Origin of the sequence: Proteiniphilum propionicum, assembly GCF_022267555.1 — a bacterium.
Taxonomy (GTDB): Bacteria; Bacteroidota; Bacteroidia; order Bacteroidales; family Dysgonomonadaceae; genus Proteiniphilum; species Proteiniphilum propionicum.
In genome coordinates this window covers 445,918-470,971 of the sequence record NZ_CP073586.1, presented here as the reverse complement: position 1 = coordinate 470,971, position 25,054 = coordinate 445,918, and the positions used below count along the sequence as shown (strand labels likewise).

Sequence of the window (25,054 nt, the reverse complement as noted above, 5' to 3'; positions counted from 1 at the left end):
ATATTAAAAGTTAATGGATAAACCCACAGAAATTGTGCCGAGTGTAGGATAATTATAGCCATCTCCGTCACCTCGGGTATTGTCGCTGTCCAAACCGGTTAATTGTGACCCAGCTCTCCACACATTGGTAACATCCGTGTCTTTTGTGATTTTATATAAAGGTGACCAAGTCCATAAATTTTCACCGGAAAGATATATTTTTATGTCGTCAGCCTGGAGTTTGGATGAGATCGAAACAGGAAGTGTATATCCCAAATTCAGTGTTTTTAAACGTATATAAGCTACGTTCTGCAAATATCGGTCGTTAGGCATTCCCAGTTGACGGCTTCCACTTGATGCTGTATAGCCGGATAAGAATGGGAGATAGGCGTCAAAGTTTTGTAATTCGGGCCGGAACTGTTTGGTTTCCTGCCAACGAGGATATGGGTTGTACGGCCTGTTATATTGTCCCCAGAATCTCGATTCTGTGGAGGGATACCACTGTTGTTTTCCAACACCGTGAAAAAAAGTTGTGAAGAAAAAATTATTCCAGTCAGCCCCTAACGTCAATCCAAATACATAGCGCGGTGATTTGTTGCCGATTATCGTCTTGTCGCCTGAGTCTCCTACACGGTTTAGCCCGTGATAAATTTCATCATCGCCATCCAGATTTTTGAATTTTAAATCACCCGGATGATTTACACGCGTATTGTGAGCAGGAATATTGGATTGAGAGGGAGAACTTTTTATTTCTTCATAGGAGGTAAATAATCCTTCAACCCTATATCCCCAGATCTCACCTATTGTCTGGCCCACATAATAGTCGGTAAGGAGCTTGTCGGGATTGTAATAATCGGTTATGATCGCTTTGGAATCGGCAAGGCTTGCCTTTACATTATAATTGAAAGGCTTGCCGGCTAAAGTAATCCCATCCATCCAGTTCAAGCTTAACTCCCAGCCTGTTGTCTTTAGGGAGGCATAATTTCCTTTTGGAACTCCGGTTCCGAAAACAGCCGGTACGCTTGGACCCACAGTATACATATCTTCTGTCCATCTCCTGTATACATCACCGGTAAAGGAAATTCGATTGTTCAGAGCGTTGATATCTAGTCCGATGTTGCCGGTAGTGGCGGTCTCCCAGGTAAGTGTATTGGGAATGACTCCCGGCTGTGATGTGCGCTGAGGACGTGTGTCTCCCAGTATCCGGGAGGATTGGCTGATGCTGAAGTTCTCTGTAAACGTATATGGATTAATGGATCCATTACCCAAAGATCCGTATGACACTCTAAACTTGATGTTTGAAATAACATCGGGATTAACCTGCCAGAAGGCCTCTTCAGATAATCGCCAACCTGCGGAAAATGAAGGAAAGAATGCCCACTGTTGGTTGCTTGGAAATCTTGATGAACCGTCATAACGCCCGTTTATCTCAATCAGGTACCTTTGCAGGTAATTGTAGTTTACACGGAAGAAATTTCCTGCAATCCGCCACCTGCTATATCCGCCTGATGTGTTGATGTTATTTCCCAAAGCAAGATTAATATCTTTTGCGTCTTCGTAAACAATACCGTTTCTTGTCATTGTTACATTATTATAAGTAGATTGTTCGTAGTTGAATCCTGCCAGGAATTCGAAATTATGTTTTTTGTTGAATGACTTCAAATAATTGGCATACACATTTGTTGCCAGATATTCTGTTGTAGAGCGACGTTCTTGTAAGTCATTCGTGTTTGTGCCGGTATAACCGATCTGCCCTTCGTAACGGCTATAAGGCACTTGTACCCGTATTTGCCGATGACCGTATTCCGTATTTTGAAAAGTAAAATCGGCCTGCAATGTTAAACTTTTGTCAAAAAAGTCTGCTTTTAATGCGGTTTTGTTTTTAATAATTTTTTGATGTAAGTCGGCTCCACTTTTCCCTAAATACCTGTCTCCAATGGTATATGCAGCCGGAAACGTCAAGGTTCCATCGGGATTTGTGAGCGGGGCTAAAGGATGGCCTTCATCAGCCATATTGCGCCAGATGTTGCTCCCTTCACCCACATTTATCGGTTGATGGTATTTCATTGTTGAATACTCTGTATTATTATCGACCAGTAACCAGTCGAATATTTGGATGTTGCCTCTGGCACGAAGATTGTACATAGAATAGGTATCCGTGTTGTATTTATAGAGTCCATCCTCACTGTTATACCTCCCACTTACATAAAAAGAAGCCAGTTCATTTCCTCCTGAAACGGATACATTGTGATCCTGTGCAAAAAAACTATCCTTATACAGTTCCTTATACCAATCGGTGCTGTAATAATATTCATAAGCTCCGGTGGTTGGATTTATCTCTATGCGCGGTAAGGAGGGGTCTTCCCATCTCCTTTTTATCTCGGCCAAGTATTCTGGAGAGAAAGAGAGCGTCTTATTGACGGCGGTGGGTGTTCTTCCGTCATCATTCCAATTGGACCATGCATCACTAAAAGATTTTGCCCACGGGTATGAATCCACGATATTGTCGGGGACAGTTGTAGGACGTTTGGAAGACAAATTTCCGGTGTAATTCAATGATGTTCTTCCTTTTGACGCAGTTTTAGTTGTAATCAACACAACTCCAAATGCGGCTCTCGCACCATAAATGGAAGCAGAGGCTGCATCTTTTAAAACAGAGACGCTTTCAATGTCGTTTGGATTCAGCATACGAGGGTCTCCCTCTACGCCATCAATCAACACCAATGCATTTCCTCCCTGACCGATAGAGGTGGTGCCCCTCACATTATAAGAAGGAGACTGAGTGGGTTTTCCATCTGTCAAGCTGATGTTTAAATTAGGAATAACACCTACAAGGCCTTGTGTAATATTGGTTATGGGTCGGTTCTCAAATACTTTACTGGTTACTTGTTCAACAGCTCCGGTCAAGTTTACTTTTTGAGCGGTTCCATACCCAACCACCACTACTTCTTCCAATAGTTCGGAATCTTCATGGAGTGTAACATTCAATCGACTGTTCCCGTCCCAGGCAATTTCCTGTTTGGCAAATCCGATATAGGTAAATACTATGGTTGAATGAGGCGTAGCCTGAAAAGAGAATTCTCCGTCATGATTGGTGATGGTTCCTTTAGTAGTTCCTTTTTGAACGACGTTGACACCGATCAGCGGATTGTTGCTCACATCCCTTACAACGCCTGAAAGCGTCGCGTCTTGTGCATTTATTGCTAAAGCAAAACACAAGGACAATACAAATAATTTAAATCTTAATAATTTGTTCATAATTTTTTTGTTAATAGAACTTTGGAATCACTTCTAAAATTTCCGGCAAAGAACGGTTTTTATTGTTACGAAGTGATGACAAAAAAATAAATAAATTGTTACTTAACATTCATATAAACTATTTCCAAATAGAAACTTAGATGTTTAATATGCTAGCAAATAAACTTGTTAGCTATCTCTTTGATTAAAAAAACAACAGATTAAAACGGAGTTTTTAAGAATGATGCGCCTTTTGCAATGATTATCATTTAATATTAAATAGTTAAAATTTGATTTTGTTTGAACCACAAACATATGGGATTAAGTGCTTGTATTTTAACAATCGCGGTTGTTTAACTTCAAATATCGGGGAGTAAAATACAACTTGTTCCTTTTTTTTGTATTTTTGCTTATTGAGGTGTTATTATGTTTCATCTTTCAGCGTAATACAAACAATATGGAAACAACTTACAGGGCTAATCGGACACATTTGGGATATAACGTGAAGCGTCTTCGCGAAATTCTGGGCGTTAAACAGGAGGATTTGGCCGAGAGGCTTCAGCTCTCTCAGCAATCCATATCCAAAATTGAGAACAAAGAAGAGTTGGATAACGAAACGCTGGCAAAAGTGGCCAACGCATTGAATATCCCGGAAGATGCCATAAGGAATTTTACCGACGAGGGAGCTGTTCATATTGTGTCGAACAATTTTTCAGATAATTCCTCGGCATATAACAGTTATACGATCAATAATCCGATCGAAAGGATCGTGCAGTTGTACGATGAAAAAGTGGAGCTTTACGAGCGGATGCTTAAAGCTGAACAAGAGAAGGTTGCCTTGCTGGAAGAACTGCTCAGAAATGAAACGGCAGCCAAAGCCAAAGGTTAAAATAGTGCCGGGCAGTAGATAAAAAAATCCCGGCTACATCAATTGCAGCCGGGAAGTAATTCAATGAGTCGACGATTAATACCGTCTTCTGTTGTAACCACCGTCGTTTCTTTCCGGTCTTGGACGGGCTTTGTTTACGGTGATTGTTTTTCCTTCAAAATCGCTATTATTCAGCTCATCAATGGCTTTTTGAGCGTTGTCGTCATTTGGCATTTCTACAAATCCGAAACCCCTGGACTGACCACTGATCCTGTCTCTTATTATGTTGACAGAAGATATTTCACCGTATTCTGCAAATAATTCCTGTAAGCTTTCAGTTGTTGTGTCGTAGCTTAAATTTGATACATAAATGTTCATTTTCTCTTTTTTTCAATTTTTTTTTCAATCATTTATTTAATTTGCGATTATTCGAAACCGGTTTGTACTAACAGCACGACCGTTCGTTAATCGATGTCTTATTTGTTTTTAAAACATTTAATGCGCTAAATCTTTACCCAACAGAAATTCAGCATCAATAAATTCTTTTTTCAGGTTAGATATTACTTCTCTTACACTGGATATTTTTTCTGTCAGATAGGCGTTTGCTCCGGCAAATGCGTATCCCCGGTTCATCCTGCCTTTTGAAGCATTATACAACGCTTTGATTATGCAATATGGGCTTTTTGAATAATCGCAGGTCTTGATACAGTGGTAAGGGCACGATTTGGGTATTTCGTTGCCAGCATTGACGCTATCTAAAAAATCTCCCTGAAAAGCGCGCCCCGGCATACCCACCGGACTTTGAATAATCATCAGATCCGATTGTGAGGAATTGACATAAATTTGCTTAAATGCATCTGAAGCGTCACATTCATCGGTTGGCACGAAGAGACTTCCTATCTGTACGCCTGATGCGCCAAGCTGAATAAAACGAAGGATATCCTCCCCAGTAGAAATTCCGCCGGCAGCAATTACGGGAATTGTTTTCTTGTCTTTGTAACTTGTGGCAATTGCCAGCACTTCCGGAACTAGTCTTTCCAAGGAATAATTCGCATCCTCCAGATTTTCTCTCTTAAAACCGAGGTGGCCTCCTGCCTTGGGTCCTTCTACCACAATGGCATCCGGGAGATAATTGTAATTGGTTTGCCACTTTTCGCAAATCACTTTTGCGGCACGTGCTGATGATACGATGGGAACGAGCTTTGTTTCGCTTGAAGTGGATAGGTAGGATGGTAAATCCAAGGGCAATCCTGCACCCGCAAAAATTATATCGGCCTTTTCAGCAATTGTGGTACGCACCATATCGGCGAAATTTGACAAAGCAACCATGATATTCACACCGATTGTTCCTTTGGACTTTTCGCGAGATTTGCGCAATTCTTCTTTTAGTCCCCAAATGCAGTCTTTCAGATAATCACCCGGTTTTCGCCGGTATAGCAATCCTAAGCCTGCACTTGAAATCACTCCAATTCCTCCTTCGTTGGCTACTGCCGAAGCTAGGCCTGAAAGGGATATGCCAACACCCATGCCGCCCTGAATAATGGGCAATTTAATTTCTTTTTCTCCAATAAAAAATGATTTGAACATCTCTGTAAATGGGTGTAAAGATGTAGGTGTATTGCACACTAACACCTGGTTGATCCAAACAAGAAAGCTGATTTTGAGGTCGATTTAGACGATGAAAAGACTTACCCGATGAGGGTAATGCAAAGCATTGCTGTGAAAGATATCAATATAAGCTTGATTGTTTAGAGTACAAAGATACAATATTTTTATTGATCTTCAGCTATTTCAGAAAATATAATTTTGAAAAATATAATTCAACAGATTATGATGCTCCCCAAATACTTCCAATCAAATTTGAAGTAGAAAAGTCAAGTCAATTAACCATTTGGAGGTAAATATTATCCCGAACTCACACTAATAGTTAATTTTAGGGAGACTTCGGTCTCCTTTTTATTTATGTTGCTGTTTGACTCTCTTCGGGGGCCGCGCGCCTCCGCCCGTTAGGTAACCCCCGCAGTGTTTTTTCATGGTTTTATTAAAAAACCTATATAAAACTTACCGGGAAAGTTGCACTTCTAAATTGAACTTAGCCTTTGCATTATAGATAATTGAATACTTTTTAAGGGCTGACTAATTAGTTAATTGAATATTTACCGAAGTATTGTTATAATGAATAAGAGATAAAAATTACACGTTTTATGGATACTACCAACGTTTAAGCCCAAGCGTCAAACCTGCCATCGTCATCTATGAATTCATCGTCGTAGGCTTGCCGGGCAAGTTCATGCCCATTATCGGCAGCTCGTTTGAGCCATTCCATGCCTTCCCAGTAGGTTTCGGCATCGGTAAGCAAGAGCAAGGCCAGTTGGTATTGGGCTTCGGTATCGTCCTGTCCGGCTAGTTGTTTAAGTGCTTCAAGCGATTTGTTCATCACGTTTCTTTTATTGTTTTTAAGCAAGCCATTTCATCATTTCTTTCGAGAAAAACTCACTGAAGGAGTTATATTCGTCCCAAATATCAAAACTGCAAATGTCGCGTGCCTGATATTTTTGTGTTTGTGCGTTATAGGTGTACAAGTCGTCATCAATTTGCCCGAAGAAAATCAAATCATTTATCTCGTCAAAACGCTCGTAATAGATACGGTTTTGTGCGGTAAAATGAATAATTTCGTTTTGTTTGCTGCCAAATATCTGCATGCCGTTATACTGCATGCCGTTACATATCTGAAGAAACGCTACAAAGTCGACAGGCAACCGCGGAGCGTTGATTTTTGTCATCTGGTTGTTGCATCTGTCGATATCCTTGCCGGTAGCCGGAGGATTTGCAAGGACATATTCATCGAGATTACGTATTATATCTTTGATAATCATGGTTATATGGTCTAGTGCGTCTACTCTAAAAATATTTGCCTTACGGGCAATCCGGCCCTTAGACACTCTTCGGATACAAATTCAAAAGTGCCGTCGTCAGAAACATTTATTTCTGCACGATAGAGCGTATCTCCGTACAGGATATGACATTGAACCCTGCATGTTTCATCTTTAAGTTCGACTTCTATCGGTTTGATATTTCTCTCGAGAAACTTGATTTCTTCTTTCGTGGGGTTTTGCGAATATTCTACATCGTCAATGCTTTGCACCAATCGCAATTTTCCCTGCTCGCTTTGAACGTTTTCAAGAACAAATGTCAGGTAATCGGAAAAGTTGTTGTCGTTCAGGTTCAACCCCAATTTTTCGAGGTTGTCAAAAATACAGTCGCATGTGCCGTCTAACTTAATAATATGGTTGTTGTTTCGGTTCCAGAGGTATTCCATCGTTACCGGCGGAATGGTTGAGAAGGTGCGAGCCGAAATCAAATCATAATACCTAAAGAAAGACAAGACCGTGGTGTGCAAGCACGTTTTATTCGCATCGAACAGTTCAAAACTCTGCTTTGAGTTAAGCAAAGGAATTAGGGCGTTTTTAAGTTCGTAAGAAATCTCAATCATAGGCCGGAGTTAGTTGATTGGCAGATTTGCATTATTATTACGCTTATATTGTCTTTTCCGCCCGCTTGTTTGGCTTTATCCACTAATTTCTGTGCCGAAACAGTCTCTATCAAAGTCTTTTCTATTTCAGTGTCAGAAACCATATCTGCCAGTCCATCGGAGCATATCAGGAAAATATCGTTTTCAAAAACTTGTCCGGAGATGTTTTTCACATCAATATAAACATCATCGTTGCCGCCAAACGAGTTGTAGATAATGTTGTTGGGTATGGACATATCGCCCGTGAGCTGACGCAAAGAGTGATCGGTGCTTAGTTGCTTGAATATACCGTCGCGAAATCGATAAATCCTGCTGTCGCCGATATTGAGAATGAAAATCATCTTTTCGTAAAACAGCATACCGCAAAAAGTAGAACCCATCTCTTCCAACTCCCTATTCACACTGCTTAAGTGGACAAGAAGCTGATGTGTTGCTTGTGTCCAATCTTTTATTCGCGAAATTACTTCCTCTTGACTCAATTTGCCGGGCAGGTTGTAAACAAACTCGTTGAATTGCTGAGCGACAATCTCGGAGGCAACATCACCTCCCTTGTGTCCGCCCATGCCGTCGGCAACTATGGCTACAAAGCGGACTTCCGGGGTGAGCTCGTACTTGCTCTGTGCCGATTTATCACGATACAACTCTCCATCCAGCAGTATTATGTCTTCGTTCTTCTGCCTTACGCAGCCAATATCGCAAATCAGGTCTGTTTTGACAAGCATGCTTTTAAATATTTTTATTTTGCGTATGATTTTACAAATTTACGGTCGAGTTCCTCCAACTCTTCAGAGTGCGAATATTGCTCATAACCACATTTTGTGCATTTGTAAACATGCTCATATTCATACACCTTATATAAAACATTATACTCATTGTATTGATACACATTAATTGTACGAGAGTGATTTTGAATATTTTCTATTTTTGTTTGGTAGTTTCTTCTTGAGCCATCGCTATATTGATCGTATGTTGTAACCTTGTCGCCTGTTTGCCATCTTTCAGTATGCGAATCTAAAAGCTTGCCTCTTTCTGTTTTGGGCCGCCATTCTTCGTATTTTTTGATAAGATTTTTAGCATTATAATTGATGGTGTACAGATGCTTGCAGTCGGGACAGCGGTTATAGGGAAATTCATCAAAAAAATCGTTGATTTGTCTATATGAAAAGAAAAACAGATACAAAACAACTGGGATAAAGAACCACCAAAAGAACTGATAGCTCAGTCCCAAAACTATCCATATGTATGTGGTAATAATGCTAACCACCAAAAATGTAATTGGGAAAGCCTTATTGCTCACAAATAGTAAAGGATAGCGGAATTTCAACAACCCGAAAAGCAAAAGCGGAATAGCAAGGTTAGTGGAAAATATCCACAAGAGTGCTCCTAATCCTACAAAAATCGCCATAATTATACCCAAGGTTTTTCGGATAGGTGTATCGGTAAAATCATCAACAATTTCACTCTCGAACATAAGCCCGTTTATCATGTTCGCAAATAAATCGATGTCTAAAATAGTGCCTGAGAGCGGCAGGTATTTCAAGAAAAGATAATTTTTGGGAAACCATGATTTTTTATGATAATGAACCGTTTCCATGGAATACGACTTCGCGATGCTATCTTCAAAAACAAGGGTTGGTTTATAGAACTTCCCGTCCGATTTATTGAAAACCCTCAGTGGATAAACAGCCTCTTTGTTTTTGCCTTTGTTCATTATAATGAATGCATTACAATACAGATTTTCGACTTCATCGAAAGTCCTGCCCATATATAACCGTTCAAACTTTTGCTTTGTCATATAAAAAGCCCTTCTATCGTTGAGATTATATTTTGCCAGTTTTTTACCTGTGACGCTTATTATTCCATCATGGCCTACTGTCCCGGTCTTTCCGTCTTTTGTTTTAATGTTAAAATCCACAAAGGCAATTTCATCCGTTCGTCCCATTATGGTAACGGTATCGCCTTTTTGAATATTTAGTTCGTCGTTTTTTTGTACTTCCTTCACTTTATAAACTACTCCCGATTCGTCAAATGCTTCTTGTGGCACAAAGCCTCTTTGCCCGCTTTTAGTCTCCACCCAAAACATCATTCCCATTGTCCCGTTTTTAATGTCTTGCCCCAGAATAATCACGCTATCGCCTTTGTTTATTATTTCCAGTACATCTTCGTTGTAAGTTAGTGCTGTGTTTTTTAATGCTGCCATTTTTACATTTGCCACCTTCCGGTTTGGGTATATGGTAATAATTACAATTACAATGAGAAGTATACCGAGCAAAATGGAAATAAATGTGCGATCGAAAAATGTGTTGTTTTTAAAAAATCTGAACATACCATATAAATTTTAAGGATTATTATTCGATAATAAAAGTGGTGTCATAGAAGGCTATTTCATCACCTGTATGGATGGCAGTAGGCTTATTGGGCGCTATTTGTGAGCCATTTACGAATGTGCCGTTAGTGGAATCCAAGTCAATAATTTCATAATCCCCGTCGGCATTGGCCTGGATTCTGGCATGTGTTCCCGACACATAACCTTGCGAGGCAAATGTTGAGACATAATCGCCCGTGCGCCTGCCAATAACAGCTCCCTCTTTTATGGGCAACCGGGCATTGATGCTTTTGCCGACCATAAATTGAGGTTTAGCCTTTGTTGGAGTAAGGCGTATCGTTTTTTGAGAGCTATTATCCGTTTGCGTAGGTTCAACTGCAGTATTGTGTGTGACAACGCTATTATCGGGCTCAGTCTGACTTTTATTATTAGGGGCAAATTTTGCTTTAACCAATGGTTGTCCGCATTGGCTGCAAACTTTACCTTTCTTGAAACCGTGTCCGTTTCCGCAAAGCTTCAACTCTTCTCCGCACTGGTCGCAGTAGAAACTATCGGCTTCAATTTCTTTGCCGCAAAGAGGGCATTTTACTAATTCAGGCATATCATCAGTTTTACAATTGTACATATCGTTTTTTATGACTATCCCCGTGTTTTTGCTTTTTTATAAAAGCATATCTTCTGCCATTAACAATTTAAAGCTGTCTACTTCAAAATCGGGCTGGTTCATGATTTCTTGAATACGTGTACTTTGGTTTGTTTTTACTTTTGCAAAGTATTTATTGACTTGCCGGGCATTTGCAAAGTTCTCATCGCGATTTTCGTATAAGTCGCAGAAATAGTTCCTCATTAGCTTTTCGGCTTCCGGGGTAAGTATCAACTGGTCTTTTTGTGCTTTCATCAAGAATATTTGAGCCAATTCTTTGTCATTATAGTCATCGAAATCGATGGTCTTGGTAAATCGATGCTTCAATCCGCTGTTGCTATTGAGCCACTGATTTATCTCATACGGATATCCGGCAGCAATGCAGATAATTTTACCTCTGTTGTCTTCCATTAATTTCAGAAGAGTATCAATGGCCTCCTGTCCGAAAGAATCACCATCCGATTGTTTTAGCGAATATGCTTCATCGATAAAAAGCACACCGCCCATGGCGCTCTGAAAGACCTCTTTGGTCCTTTTGGCGGTATGTCCCTGGAACATATCTACCAGGCCATCGCGGGCTGTTTCCGTGAGTTTGTTTGTAGGCAATACATCCAATGAATATAAAATATCGGCCATAATTCTGGCTACCGTTGTTTTGCCTGTACCGGGGTTTCCTACAAAAAGGTAATGATCGTCAAGTCCCTGGAACTTTTTGCCGAGCCTCGCTGCTTTGGCCCGCTCTACTTCGATGTAGCCGGCTACACGACGCACTTCATTTTTGACATTTTCCAATCCTATCAATTGGTCTAGATTTTTGAGATAATCGTTTTTAACCAATGCTTTTGGTTCATTGTATGGGATATCGTCTGCTTCTATCGTCTGGTATATCTCTTTGGTTATGTCGATGCCTTGTCCCATCATTTCAGCCAAACGGTTCGCTTTACGGGCTTTTGTTTCGGCAAGCACCTTAATTACCTCGCCCGCATTGCCAAAGTTAGGTTTTTTGGCGTCTACCATTCTATTAACAAGCTTATGTAGTCGCACTTCAGCCTCTTGGGTGAGATTAAGTTTGTTTTTTCTGGCGTTCAGCTTGTAGATATCCACCAATTGATTGGCGGTATAGTCTTCGATATGCAGCCGGGTGGTAAATCTACGGTCTAATCCCGGATTTGCTTTTTGGATAAACCTATCAACTTCGTTTTTATATCCTGCCACAATCACTACAAACTTACCGGCATCGTTGCTCATGCGTGTCATCAGGGCTTCCACGGCCTGTCTGCCCGTTTCATCCACGTTTCCCACACCATCCACTTTGGCAAGATTATACGCTTCGTCTATCAGCAAGGTGGCACCCATGGCTTCATCGCAGGCTTTGTCCATACGCTTTGAGCTGTCGTTGACAATAGAGCTGAGGATGTCTTTCGGTTCTTTGACAACCACCCTGTCGGAAGGAAGTAGGCCTATGGCTTTAAATATCTCGCCCAGCTTATTGGCAATGGTCGTTTTTCCTGTGCCAGGACTGCCGGTAAGGACGATATGTACATTGGTGAGTTCGGCATCGGCAAAACCTTTTTCCTGCATTTTTTTATCCATCATCAGCTTGGTGGCCAGCTTGCGTATTTCGGTTTTTACCGAGTCCATTCCGATAAATTGGTCAAGCTCTGTGAGGATAGTGTCCAAATCTTTTTCTTTCAGATTTTCCTCTCCTTCAATATCTGCCCGGGTAAGTGTGTAGAGCATTTCTTGCGTGATATTGGCATCGCCTTTGAGTTGTTGCACACGGAGCGCGTGATTTTTCAACGCTTTGTCGAACGCATTGCGTACTTCCCTGGCATTGCCGAACGATTTTTTATCGCGGGAGATATACATACGGTTGAAGAAGTTTTCAATGTTTTTTTCAGCGTCGTCACTCAGGGTCATCTTTTCTTTTTTCACCAACCGACGGAAAATCTCAGTCAGTTCTTTGGCGGTATAGTCTCTGAAATTTATGGTTTCGTTGAAACGTGACTTCATGCCTGAGTTAGCCGCGAGAAAGTCTGCCATTTCCTTTGTATATCCTGCAGCTATGGCAACCAGCTTACCTCTGTTGTCTTCAATGAGTTTCAGCAGTGTGTTTACTGCCTCAATACCGAAGGAGTCGTTCTCGTCTTTAATAATCGAGTAGGCTTCATCAATAAACAAGACACCCCCCATTGCTCTGTTTACCGCTTCTTCCACCGCAATAGCCGTATGTCCGACATAGCCAGCTACCAATTCTTTTCTGGAGACCTCAACTAACTGTCCTGTGGGTAATACATCGAGCGAATTGAGTATATCTGCAAAAATACGGGCAATGGTTGTTTTGCCTGTCCCGGGATTGCCTAAAAACAGGAAGTGGTCTTTTATCTCCCGTTTTGCCTTTTCGCCGTGCATCATTTCACCTGTATCTAACCGGCTGATAATTTTTTTGATGGATTGTTTGATCTCCTCAATACCCACAAAGCTGTCCAACTCTTGCATAATCTCATCGTAGCTTCTGGGGCGAAATTCGTTGCCTGTTATATCTTCGCATTCAGCGTTTTGTGCGTTATGGTTGCGTTTTATGACATTAGCGAAAATTTCGGAAGCTTTTTTTGTGGCCAAGTGTCCGTTGCCGAAATCACTTTTTTTGTTGCGGAACTCATGTTTGAATACACGCTCCAGTTTAGCTGTTGCATCTTCGCTGAGGGTCAATCCATCGTAGTTGTCATGGAGTTTCTTCAGGCAAATACCGGTCAGCTCTTTTGAATCATAACCGGTCAAGTCGAAATGGTATTCAAAGCGGTTTGCAATATCGGCATTAGCCATCATAAAGGCTTTCAGTCCCGATAATCCCGAAAGTATTACGATGGGATCATTGTCCCATTCGTCGTTCATACATTTGAAGAGTTTATCGAGTTTGTTGATTTCGTTGGCGGAGGTTTGCGGTACGAGTTTTTGAGCGTTTTCGATGACCAGCAGCCCTCCTTTGGCTTTGTTTGTATTTTCGGACCAGTTGTCTGTTTTTTCGGTCTTTCGTGAAAACTCATCAAAATCGACCGCATCGACAATCACGGCATTATTTTTCTTGATAATACCGGTTGAGAAAAGCAGGTTTTGCAATACTTTGATAAGTTCAGTTTTCCCTGTTCCGGTATTTCCCGTAATCACCATATCCATTCCCAGGCGAATTCTCACCCCTGTCTTTTTTGTCCGCAACGAAATGTTTTCACATGTTTTAACCAGTTCTTCAAGTTGCTTCTTAATGGCTTCCAAGCCGATTAGGTCGCTTAACGGATCGTTGATTTCAGTTATTACATTTTCTCCGCACCATTTGCAGTACAGCGCTTTGCTTCTGTTGGGTTTATTGCACGAAGGACACTCCATGATCTCTATTTGTTAAACTTAAATTCAACCTCTTTTCTTGTTGTGTAGTTTTTGTACGTTCCCGACAATTGGCTAAAGTCATCGTTGAATGAGCCGTTATATTCGCCATCAAGTTGGTTATTGTTTCTGTTTATATCGTCGAAATGAAAGCTGCGCGTGTCGATATTGATTTCGCCTTTCAGCTTCTCGGTGATTAAACTTTTATACCGTACTTCTATTTCGGCTTTTGCTTTTTCTTCTTCCATGTCTGTAATGGTGAAAACAGCGTCCCTATTATCAAAAATACCTTTATATTCGCCTGCCAACGCTTCGTATCTTGCCTTATTGGTTTGTTTGTTGGAAACATACATCGACAGATAAGCATGTCCCAGGAAAAGGAAGATTGACAATAATATTAACATGGCGGTATTTTTCAACACTTTCTTAGTGTTTTGTCTCAAGTCTGCCACCAATTGGAGGCTTACCCCACCGATAGAGGATTCAAACATTTCTCCTTCATCGGCTACAAATCCGTAGTGCAGTGGCTCAAGGCTTAGTTCTTCGAAACCGGGTTTAAAAAGGTGTTTCTTCCTTCTAATATGCAACCTTGTTCTTATATAGCATATGATAGCTACCCATATCAAGCCGGCTATCAACAGTCCGGATAATAGATAGGCAGGATAGGATATTGAAAAGGAAACTATCAAGGATATTCCGATAAAAGAGCCCAAGCCTATTAGGAAGCTTTTAACGAAACTGTCAAGACATTCGCCATATCTATATCTCCCAACGGCATAACCGATTATTAATGGGATAATGTACAGCCATTTAGAATTGGTATTGAATGCTAATTCTGAGATTAACAACTTATACGAGACAAATCCAACGGCCATAAGGGACAATATCCCCATTACAATTTTAACAATCAGGTTGGTCCTGTAATTTCGTTTCAATTTTGAATGTGTATTTTGTACTGTGCCTACAGCTTCGTGATAATCATTAATTTCAACGTCGTTTACACTATATTGTGAAATGAAGTCTATGTAATCGACAGTCAGGCTTTCAAAAGTATATTTCTCCGACAAGTCTTCATCGGGATTTTCTTGAAAAAACAAGGCTATCCATTCTTTTAGGAATCCATTTTCCAGTTCTTCTTCTACTTCCTTATTCGGAATATCGTTTAATTCTTCGAGGTTGTAAATATACTCATCACTTTCGGGAAAATAATAATACGGATCGTAGCCAAGTCCTTTGATGCTTTTATAAACACCGGTTTTCCAATTGTATGGAGCGTACTTTGCAGCATTCTCCACTGAATTTACATCTGCGCAATATCTTATCCACTCTATCTTGTCGTCATAAACCACTTTTGATTTCAAGTAATAGTAAAGGCGTGTGTCGTCAATGTCGCACATCATATCCAGTTGCTCACTCGCGTATTCACTATTTTCGGCATCATGAATAAAATCATCTATCATATTATTCATGTATTCTCCTATTTCGGCAGACGTAAAGAAATAGGTGTCGGAATCTTCTTCAAGACTCAGGTTATATGATACTTTCGGGCTCAGGTAGTACAATACGCACCACGCATTTTCATCGTGTCCCTCTTGCGAGCGAATTCTACCCTCTACCGCCGGGTTCTGGTTGCGAACCCACAGTAAAAACGACTCTTCGAGAAGGTTTTTCCACGATTCATCGGAAAGTGTTTCTTTGTAATTGGCATTTATAACATCGTCAATGGTGTGGCATTCAAACACCTCGTTTTCTTCGTTGGTAAGTATCCACGGTGCCTGTGGATTTAAGGTATAAATAAGCTGACGCAACGGTTCTATGTTGTCGTTCTTTTTCTTGAAAAGCGGAGCGAATCTTTCCGTTAAATTCCTTGAGCCGTGAGAGCTAAGGAATAAAAAAAGCCGGTCGTTATTATTGGCTAACGCGGCCGCATAGTATTCAGCGTTCTCGTTTAGCGATTGGGCAATAGATATGGGAGTGGAGTGTGGGCGGTTGTTAACATCGTAGTATGGGATAATCATATTCAAAAAGAAACACGCAGTCAGAGTACCCGCTTCCTTGTCTTTGGGGAATTGGTTTTCAACGATGTCTTCCATCTCTACCGCCAAATCGGGTCTTTTGTTACCGGTAAGCCATTCGGCTATTTTACCCGAATACAAATATTTGGCAGCCAGTCCCTGATTGTCGTACATAAACTGCCCCAACTCTTCGGCAGAAGTGGCAGTAAGGTTGTTGGCCGGGTCGAACAAGATATTAAACCCTTCACTTGTTTTCTCCTTCAACTCGTAAATATTCTCTCCTTTCACCCAACGAATGATGTCGTGGTAGTCGGCTCGTGATCTCGGATCTGGGTCCGTAAGAGCTTTAAACAGTTGTAAGGTCCTATCCGAAATATCTGTCGGGTATGGCAAGTTGCCGTGTATCTTCAGATTCCTAAGTTCGTACTCTTTAAGAGTAAATATTTTTTCGCCGTCCCAAAGCACCAGCAACATCATTCCAAGGGAATAAAAATCGGATTTGTAATCGAATTGGATTTTGCCGTCAATGGTATAATAATACTCAGGAGCTGTATATACAGGTGTACGCAGTTGCGAATCAGCCTTTATTTCGGCTATGCCCTCCTTGTCCGTATTTATAGCAATACCAAAATCGGCAAGGCGAAGTGTTTCAACCCCTTTGGTGTCATCGGCAAAAAAGAAGTTGGCTGGTTTTATGTCTCTGTGTATGACCCCTTTGCTATTTAGGAACTGTATAGATGCGCCACATTGCAAGGCTATTTCGCCTATCAGTTTTTCGTCTTTATTTACATTGAGCTGTTCCAACGAACCTCCGGTACAATATTCCATCAGTTCGTAAATTCGTTTCATGCCTGTTGCCGGGTCAATCCACTCGCCACAGTCGAACACTTGAACAAAGGATCCTGTTTCGGCATAACTTTTAACTGATTCAATGATTGTAAAATTGGGAGGCGGCATCAGGTTGGGATAATATAGTTTCAGCACAGATTGATCTTTTTCATGTTCTACAAGATATATCTGTGCTTCGCCTGTCCCTTCCGAAATTACGTTCACAACCGTGTATGGTTTATTTTTTATTGTAAACTCCGTGGCTGTTGTTTGTATAGTGTGAGCTGTTTCGGACTGCTGTTTGGTTTTTCTAAGTGTTTTGGCTTCATTTGTACGTGCTGTTTTTTCTCCTCCCGTTTGCCTTTGTGCCTTGCGAATGGTTCTGTCTTCGTTCGGTCGCAAGGTTCTCTCTGTTGGCGAAACGTTGGATTTTCTTTCGGTAGCTCTTATGGTTTTACTGTCGGGCCTAAGTGTTTTATCCATTGCCGAATGGTTTTATTGATAGTAAACAGGTTTTGCTTATTTTTATTTATGTCCCCACGTCCTTGTCAATATTTCACGTTCTTCATAAATCCACTCTCCACCTGAAAAAGGTTTTACGCACTCATTGGGTTGCGAGTGAAGACAGCCGTAGGCTTTACACCGCCACCCTATGGGTACTTTCTGCCTGGTAAGTACTTCTATCTCTACTTTTCGTGCCGAATGAAAGTCGCGTTGCATTTGCGGCGTCATACCCGCATCGGGTATCATTGCTGATAACGTTTCCTGCATCTCTTTTAGTTTCTCTTTGTACTTTTCCATCGCTTCCTCTTTGCTTAAGGCATGTATAGAGAAAGATATCTTGCTATTGTTTTCAGGCTTTGGTTGAGGTTTGAGTTTAGGTTGTGGTTTTTCTTTTTCCAACTTCATTCCTCGGATGGACGCAAGCAACTCTTTATGCTCGTTTACCAAATTCAAATCCTCTTCCGATAGTTGTTCTTTTTTGGCCTCTTGCGTTTGACTTAAAATATACTCTTCTAATTGAGCAAGCTCTTCGATCAACACGACTGTCTTTTTTACTATCGGATCTTTCTTAGCAATAAGGAGAGCTTGCCGTGCCCGTGCGTTTAGAGGAGCATTGCATTTTCGACAGAAACTTCTGAAATTCAGCGTTTGGCAGTTTGAACAGGTGATACCCGATTTGGGATTTCCACACTCGGAACAAAACAGATCGGTGCTACTGACAGAACTTCCGCAGAAAGGACAGATTTCCAACAGCAGATTTTCTCCACATTGTGGACACAGCTCTATGCCGGCCTTTATACCGGCTCCGCACTTATGGCAGGTGGTTAAGTTTAGAGAGCAACCACATTCGGAGCAAAACTTGTCATCACTTGAATAAGAAGCGCCGCATTTTTTGCAGCGGTTCTCTTGCATGGTGTGGTTATCCCGGGTTTTGGTTTCCGCTTTTTGCGCTTGCATTGGTTGTGCTTGCCTTAGTTGCGCTTGTTGCTTATGGTTCATACTTATTTCAAGTATATGTTTGGGTTCGTAAAACGCTACTGATTTCTGATTTTGTTGCCCGGAATAAAGAAAACATTATGTAACATTGGATTGCAAAATGACACATCGGTTATTTCTTTATGAGTATTGTTTTCGGAAGAAAATATTATGTTGCTCAACATACAATCTGAGAAGTCAAGTCCTGAAACATCAAGTCGGCTTAAGTCGGCGTTGGCAAGAACTTTTGTTTTTATTTGCTCCTCAAGAAGAACCCTTTCGGTAAGTACGATTAAATTTTGTGGCATGATAAAATCTAAATAATATAATAGTAAAAGGTAGATTCAACCAGCAAATTCAAAAATCTATTTGCAAAGTTATGAAATTTTTAATATTCTTTTATAAGAATATGTTTAAAAATTTACATAAACTCTTTTTAAAATAGATTTTTGTATGGTCTACATGGATGTTTGGAAAGGAGTGTTGTTTCAAGAGTCAACTTTTTTCAGGTAAAGGTATACTATTGAAAATTCAGCATTTTTTTTCAACCATACAAATAAGTTTCGTGATAGTGTATGATATTGCAATTTGTACCGGATCTTCAAGTTTAACTTTTTAGCTATATAAAATTAATACTTCGTTAAAACTTCATTTATAATGCTGACAGTCAACAATTTATATCAGACCCTCTAAAAGTGCCATACTCTATTGATATTCAGTGAATTACAAGAACTATTTAAAAAAATTACCGAAGTATTATAAAATTAAAATTGAAAAATAAATGAACGAGTCTCCTCCAATAAGTCTTTTTTCTTAAAAATTTCACAATATGATCATTGATATTCAATAAGTTGCAAACCGATAAAATTGGGTTTTGAGGTTTTCGGAGAGGACTCATGAATAGTTTAATAAAGACTTCCCGATTGAAATTTCTTCAATCGGGAAGTTGTATATAATGATTTACGTCGGTAACGCTTGAGATAGGTTGACCCTTTTATTGTTCAACTGTGCTATCCCGGGGATCAAAGACAAAAGTCATTTTATTACCTGAGCCAAATAGTTGTTTAGCCAGATTATGTATCCTTGCTGCATTAACCTCATCCAACAATTCAGAATCATTAGTATCCAGAAATTCTTCATTTAATATTGATTGGGTAATGATGGTAGACCAGGGAATAATCTTATTATTATTCAGGGCTTTTTCCCGATATTTCTTTACTTCATCAATCTCTTTTATGGTAGGTCCATCCTTTGCTAATAGATCTGCTTCATGCTGTACAACTTTCAATAATTCAGGAATCATTGAAGAATTAGTCTCAAATTCAATCTTTACAACAAGTTGCGATTGAGGGTGTCTGATGAGTGATGCGGATACAGCGACATGATAGGTGCCTCCTCTGTCCTCGCGAATGCTTTGATAACATCTTCTGGATAATATATCACGTAAAAACAGCGTGTTTGCATAATTTGTTGAGCTATATTCAATATCTGTATGGTAAGTGATAGATACTGAAGCCTTCGATGTTATTGTGTTTTTCGCATTATAAAAAAGTTCTACTTTTCCTCTGTTTAATTCAGGATCTTTGTATTCCAAAATTTTTTCTTGTGCGTGGTGATTGACAGCAATAGAGGCTAAATATTTTTCTATTAAAGGGACAGCATCTTTAACAGGCATAGGGCCGGTAAATATGAATGTAAACTCAGCTGGATTACAAAAATGACGCTTATAAAGTTTATTTAATTTTTCCGTATTAATTGACTGAATATATAGAGTATCGAAGTTAGTTTTAAGAGGATCGGAAGAGTAGCTAAGTCTCTTAACTGAATCCTCAAATAGTTTTGTTTCATTTTTTTCTTCTCCGATAGTCTTTAAAAATAGTTGTTGGAACTTACTGAGCTCTGTTTGGTCTGCAGAAACGTCAGTGAAATGGGAGTAGAGCAGTTTAAAGAAATTTTCACTTTTTTGCGGATAAAAATCCCCTGAATAGTTATCTGTTCTTCTGTTGACTGACTGGCTTAATCTGATGCTATTGGTATGTTTCCATTCACTCAATTCATTCCAGTTTAAGTTGGCTACATTATAGTACCTCATGTAATTTTTCAGAATCATAATCTCCTCTATGGAGTGAGGACGAGCATAACCTCCCGGAGTAAAGGCTGATAGCCTAACTTTTTTACCGTTTCCGTACGATTCTTTCCATATGACCCTTGCTCCATTTTCAAGCTTGATCTCAGTGGTTGAATCAAGTGTTACTTTATATTTAATGCCAAAGTCAGCTGCACTTATCTGGCGGAAACCTGAAATTCTACCTGGATTTATTGGTACTGAGAGAGCAAGTTCTTTTTTGATCACAGGGTTATATTGTTCTAGAGCTTTATTTTGGACTGATTTAACGAGCCCTAACACCTCAGTGGCTGAAGGAAGTGATTCTTTGTCACTTTCCGGTGCAGCAAAGATTATTATCCTGTTGTTTTCATTTAAAAAGACTTCAATGTTGTCATTAATATCTGAAATTTTCATTTTGTCTAACATTGAGTATGTCAGATCCATTAATTCTGTATGATTCACAAGTGCCTTGTTCCGTGTAAAGTTTTCTACTGCAATATTAACAAAATCTTTGTTGGCCGGTTTTTGCACTTGATTAGATTGTTTTTTTCTGATGTTTGCTCTTACAATATTTTTAGCATTATCCAATTCTAATCTTGTCATTCCATGTTGCCTTATACGTTCAACTTCTTCTAAAACACCATTGAGAGCTGTGTATAGATCTTTCCCGTGTGCAGGCATAGCAGTTGCAGTAAAAGTTTTACATGTATAATCAATTTCACCGAATACCGGAACGATTACGCGAAAATCAGCACCGGTCTTTTTGGCTCTTTCCGTACATCTTGATTTAAACATCTCTAAAAATAGTTCTTCCACAAGCTTATCGTATACAAATGCATGTGTTTGCCTTTCGGCAACAGAGCGATGCGGTATTTTTACAGTCATCCTTACTGAGCTCGCTTTTGTTTCAGGATCAGTGAAAAATCCAACAATGGGCTCCTTGTTATCGGGAACCGTATAATATATCTTCTTCGTTTCATTTTCAGGATTTGGGATTGTGGAAAACCTCTCTATGATTTTTTTTTCGATCTCTACGGCATTAATATCTCCTACAACAATTACTGCTTGCAGGTTAGGCCTGTACCATTTATGATAGAAGTCGATTAAATCTTGATGGTCAAAGTTTTCTATCACTTCAGCTAATCCTATAGGGGTCCTTTCGGCAAAACGTGAGTTGGTACGTTGAATTTTTGATATGGTCTGCATTGTTCTTGTCAGCGGGTTGTCACCTCTTCGCATTTCTTCACGAACTACTCCTCGCTCACTTTCAATCTCTTCAGGCAGACAGTTGATGTAGTGTGACCAGTCGTGCAGTGCCAATAAAGCAGTATCAACCACTGAACTCCTGGTTACAGGTACTTCCGATATATTGTATACAGTACGGCTCATGGAAGTGTATGCATTTACATTTACCCCAAATCGTACGCCTATACTTTCGAAATAGTTGAGCAATTGCTTACCGGGAAAATGTTTTGTACCGTTAAAAGCCATATGTTCTAAAAAATGGGCCAATCCGCGCTGGTTTTCCTCTTCCTGCAGAGAACCTACATTGTGGACAATAAAAAAATCAGCTCTGTTTTCACTTAATTTGCTCTCTCTGATATAATAGGTAAGTCCATTTTCTAGCCGACCTGTAATAAATTCTTTATCGACAGGCAATGCTTCTGATATATCGAACGATTGTGCAGCTAAGAATGCAACCTGAACGAGCAATCCAATTATAAGAAACGTTTTCTTATTCATATTATACTTGTTAATAATGTAGTATTTCCAGTAATTTATTTATTTTCGATATTAAAACCCAGCGTAAAAGCAAGATAAGGCCGGTTCTCGTAAATCCAGTTTTTTCTGTCTTTACCCAGTAAATTATCCATTCCTATAGCAATACCTGCCTTTAGGTTGTTGTAACCCATATAGACGGCAATTCCTTTTTGTAACACTACCCCGTCGTACTCATCATCTATAGCATGATCTGTGGTGGTTGGGGATATAAAAGTGTTCCCTATTCCCATAAACAGGCCGTAAAAGAATTCGTAGTTGGAGATATTTCTTACATATAAGCCAGACTTGTGGTTTAAATAATCAATATTATATCTGTTTTTCGAATATCCGGCACAAATTGAACCGTTAAAATCGCAATTTAGCTGATGAGAAACTTCCTTTACAGCAGGTCTTAATTTAAGCGGGAGAATAATGAAATTCATTTTAAAGGCATTTTCATGGAAAGTTATTCGCGGCAAAATGTTTTTTTCGCATAAAATTAATGGGTAGATTTCTACTGTCGAACTATCAAAATCACATGTGAAGTTCTTGCTGTTTATCCGGAATATTTCCACTTGATCTTCATCACCCTTAACAAACAGATCTTTCGAATCAGTCCTTCCGGCCTGTTTGAAAAATCTGTTGTTAATTTTTCGGGTTGATGTGTTTTTCAATGTCCAACATCCCGGTAATACAATTAGTGCAGCAAGAAGAAAGAAGGGAAACAATCTTAGACACATATTACAACTATTGATACTTGCTATTTGGCTGCTATTTCATCCAAAAGATATCCAACATCAGTACAATTGTCGATATACCAAAGTACATACCGGATATCAACCGAAACACAGTTTGTCATCTCATCCTGATAGTAATACTTTGAAGCCAAGGACTCTTTGTTTCCGTCGAATGCCAATCCTATCAGCTCGCCTTTCCCGTTCATGACAGGGCTTCCCGAATTGCCGCCCGTAATGTCATTGTTTGTAAGGAAGTTTACATGCAATTTTCCATCCTTTCCATATTTTCCCCATTCTCCTCTTTCAATTATATTGAGAATATTTTCAGGATATGCAAAGTCATAATCATAAGGATTATACTTGTCAATAATGCCTTGCGTGGTTGATATATAGTTGTAATTGATTGCATCAGATGGTTGCATTTTGCACACATTTCCATAAGTAAGTCTCATGGTAAAATTGGCATCCGGATATTGTAATATACCTGCACTTTTTTTCTTGTTGTACAATGCTTTTTCATAAAGACCGTCCATTTTGTACAATGACACTTTATCCTTTAATATCTGTGTTTCATCTTTGCGTAAATCAGATATTTTTATATCTCTAGCCAACTTAACTGCTGGATCTTCCATGAAGAGCTTAATGTTGTTTTTTTCTTTCGCTGCCTCTTTAAATCTATTGGGATCCAGCATAACAGAATTATCGAATATCTCACTTGTCATTGCTGCGTAATTGTCTTCGAACTTTCCTGTCAGATACTTTATAAATGGCCCCCAATATTTTTTAGGTACGTTTTCGATAAATAGTCTCAGTTGATACTCCATAAGCTCTTTTTCTACTCGGGCATCATATTCAGTAAATAATTTTTCAACCCTTTTTACGAATGAGTCATACGATTGATTGTCGTCAGGTTTTAAAGAGTTTACCCTGTTCCCCAGTGCAATAAATCCCTTCCCTGAAACGAGCGATTGGCGGTAGTATGTCATATATTTTTCGATTTCTTCCACATCTTTGTATCCTCTTTCCATCATCGACAGGAGTGAGGCGTCATTTTTCCAGTATTTGTTTTCTTCCTGCATTTTTTTCTCTACAACATCAAATCTTCGTGTGCAAGCAACCTCACCTGCCAGGGATTCCTGTACGTTGCTTAAACCAAAAAATATATTTGAATATTTCTTGCGTATTTCGGAATCTCTGTTCATCCATTTTCTGATAATTTCCATTTTTGTCCCCATAGATTCCACCATTATAGGCCCAATTATTCTTTCATTCATATCTACTTTGAAAGAGGAACTGTATCTGTCGGTTCTCCCCGGAAAGCCAATTATCATAGCAAAGTCGTTCTCCTGAACACCATCCAGTGAAATCTTCAGAATTTTTTTGGGTTTAATTGGAATGTTTTCATCTGAGTAAGCTGCAGGTCTTCCATTTTTATCTCCATATATACGATACAGTGCGAAATCACATTTATGTTGAGGCCATTCCCAATTATCAACATCGCCTCCAAACGCTGCGACCTGAACAGGGGGGGCGCCAACAAACCTTATGTCGGTATAGGTATCATAATAATACATATAATACTTGTTGCCATTCCACATGGAAGAGCACGAGGCTTCGTATCCGCTTTGCTGCTTGTGTTTATTTTCGATAATACTAAATACACGTCGCGAACCGCTTGGCTGTTTTATTTTCTGTAAAGAATCTCTGACATGGTTCAATTCGTTTGTGCAATCTACCACTTTTCTTAGGAAATAGATGGTTTTCCCTTTTACAGGTATCTCCTCGGAGCTGTTTTTTGCCCAGTATCCATTCTCCAGCAGGTTGTTTTCAGGGGTACTTAGATTGAAAATATCATCATAAGCACAATGATGATTTGTTATTAAGAGTCCTTTATTGGAGATCATACTGCCGGTGCAACCAAAATCTAATGAAACAACGGCATCTTTCAGAGAAGCTTCATTTTCACTGTATATAACTTCTGACCCAATTTCCAATCCCCCGGTTTCCATGCGCTTTTGCAGTTCATTATTCAGAGCTTGTATCAGCCACATGCCTTCGTCTGCCTTTACTGTGTTTGCACTTATACCTATTAAAATTATCAAGATGATGATATATTTTCTCATATCAGATTTTCTTTTGTAAAATTTCTGTTTATTTAGTA

16 protein-coding genes are annotated in these 25,054 nt (G+C 39.6%); 1 reads left to right on the top strand and 15 read right to left on the bottom strand.

Features of this window, described 5'->3' with window-relative positions; translation table 11 throughout:
- Positions 1 to 3 precede the first annotated feature (3 nt).
- Positions 4 to 3,237 (bottom strand): SusC/RagA family TonB-linked outer membrane protein, encoded by a 3,234-nt coding sequence (locus KDN43_RS01735; protein ID WP_238867985.1) that lies wholly within the window; start codon positions 3,235 to 3,237, stop codon positions 4 to 6.
- A 436-nt stretch (positions 3,238 to 3,673) separates the two neighbouring features.
- On the opposite strand from KDN43_RS01735, the gene KDN43_RS01730 reads away from it, so the two are divergent.
- Positions 3,674 to 4,105 (top strand): helix-turn-helix domain-containing protein, encoded by a 432-nt coding sequence (locus KDN43_RS01730; protein ID WP_238867984.1) that lies wholly within the window; start codon positions 3,674 to 3,676, stop codon positions 4,103 to 4,105.
- A gap of 75 nt (positions 4,106 to 4,180) precedes the next feature.
- Here KDN43_RS01730 and KDN43_RS01725 read toward each other — a convergent pair whose 3' ends face one another.
- From KDN43_RS01725 to KDN43_RS01660, 14 genes are all read right to left on the bottom strand, one after another.
- Positions 4,181 to 4,462: an RNA recognition motif domain-containing protein gene (locus tag KDN43_RS01725; protein WP_238867983.1), complete on the bottom strand. Its 282-nt coding sequence runs from the start codon at positions 4,460 to 4,462 to the stop codon at positions 4,181 to 4,183.
- A 117-nt stretch (positions 4,463 to 4,579) separates the two neighbouring features.
- The gene (locus KDN43_RS01720; protein WP_238867982.1) at positions 4,580 to 5,671 is read right to left on the bottom strand and encodes an NAD(P)H-dependent flavin oxidoreductase; all 1,092 of its coding nucleotides are present in this window, start codon (positions 5,669 to 5,671) and stop codon (positions 4,580 to 4,582) included.
- A 634-nt stretch (positions 5,672 to 6,305) separates the two neighbouring features.
- Positions 6,306 to 6,524, bottom strand: coding sequence for a hypothetical protein (locus tag KDN43_RS01715; RefSeq protein WP_238867981.1), 219 nt, complete (start codon positions 6,522 to 6,524; stop codon positions 6,306 to 6,308).
- A gap of 16 nt (positions 6,525 to 6,540) precedes the next feature.
- Positions 6,541 to 6,960, bottom strand: coding sequence for a YrhA family protein (locus KDN43_RS01710; protein WP_238867980.1), 420 nt, complete (start codon positions 6,958 to 6,960; stop codon positions 6,541 to 6,543).
- Between the two features lie 20 nt (positions 6,961 to 6,980).
- Positions 6,981 to 7,577, bottom strand: coding sequence for a hypothetical protein (locus KDN43_RS01705; protein ID WP_238867979.1), 597 nt, complete (start codon positions 7,575 to 7,577; stop codon positions 6,981 to 6,983).
- Entirely contained in the window at positions 7,574 to 8,338 is a 765-nt protein-coding gene (locus tag KDN43_RS01700; protein WP_238867978.1) for a PP2C family protein-serine/threonine phosphatase, read from the bottom strand. The genes KDN43_RS01705 and KDN43_RS01700 overlap by 4 nt, the downstream gene beginning before the upstream one ends.
- Positions 8,339 to 8,352: 14 nt before the next feature.
- Entirely contained in the window at positions 8,353 to 9,942 is a 1,590-nt protein-coding gene (locus tag KDN43_RS01695) for a hypothetical protein (RefSeq protein ID WP_238867977.1), read from the bottom strand.
- Positions 9,943 to 9,964: 22 nt separating this feature from the next.
- Complete coding sequence (locus tag KDN43_RS01690; protein WP_238867976.1) at positions 9,965 to 10,543, bottom strand: FHA domain-containing protein; 579 nt, start codon at positions 10,541 to 10,543, stop codon at positions 9,965 to 9,967.
- Positions 10,544 to 10,603: 60 nt separating this feature from the next.
- Positions 10,604 to 13,969 carry an AAA family ATPase gene (locus KDN43_RS01685; protein WP_238867975.1) on the bottom strand — a complete coding sequence of 1,122 codons (3,366 nt, stop codon included), beginning with the start codon at positions 13,967 to 13,969 and terminating at the stop codon, positions 10,604 to 10,606.
- A gap of 5 nt (positions 13,970 to 13,974) precedes the next feature.
- On the bottom strand, positions 13,975 to 17,292 hold the full coding sequence (locus tag KDN43_RS01680; RefSeq protein WP_238867974.1) for a protein kinase domain-containing protein: 3,318 nt from the start codon (positions 17,290 to 17,292) through the stop codon (positions 13,975 to 13,977).
- A gap of 42 nt (positions 17,293 to 17,334) precedes the next feature.
- Positions 17,335 to 18,312 carry a double zinc ribbon domain-containing protein gene (locus tag KDN43_RS01675; RefSeq protein ID WP_238867973.1) on the bottom strand — a complete coding sequence of 326 codons (978 nt, stop codon included), beginning with the start codon at positions 18,310 to 18,312 and terminating at the stop codon, positions 17,335 to 17,337.
- 970 nt (positions 18,313 to 19,282) lie between these two features.
- A complete protein-coding gene (locus KDN43_RS01670) occupies positions 19,283 to 22,138 on the bottom strand; it encodes a M16 family metallopeptidase (protein ID WP_238867972.1) in 2,856 nt (951 codons plus the stop codon).
- A gap of 35 nt (positions 22,139 to 22,173) precedes the next feature.
- Entirely contained in the window at positions 22,174 to 22,599 is a 426-nt protein-coding gene (locus KDN43_RS01665; RefSeq protein ID WP_238867971.1) for a hypothetical protein, read from the bottom strand.
- A gap of 317 nt (positions 22,600 to 22,916) precedes the next feature.
- Positions 22,917 to 25,016 (bottom strand): S46 family peptidase, encoded by a 2,100-nt coding sequence (locus tag KDN43_RS01660; protein ID WP_238867970.1) that lies wholly within the window; start codon positions 25,014 to 25,016, stop codon positions 22,917 to 22,919.
- Positions 25,017 to 25,054 lie beyond the last annotated feature (38 nt).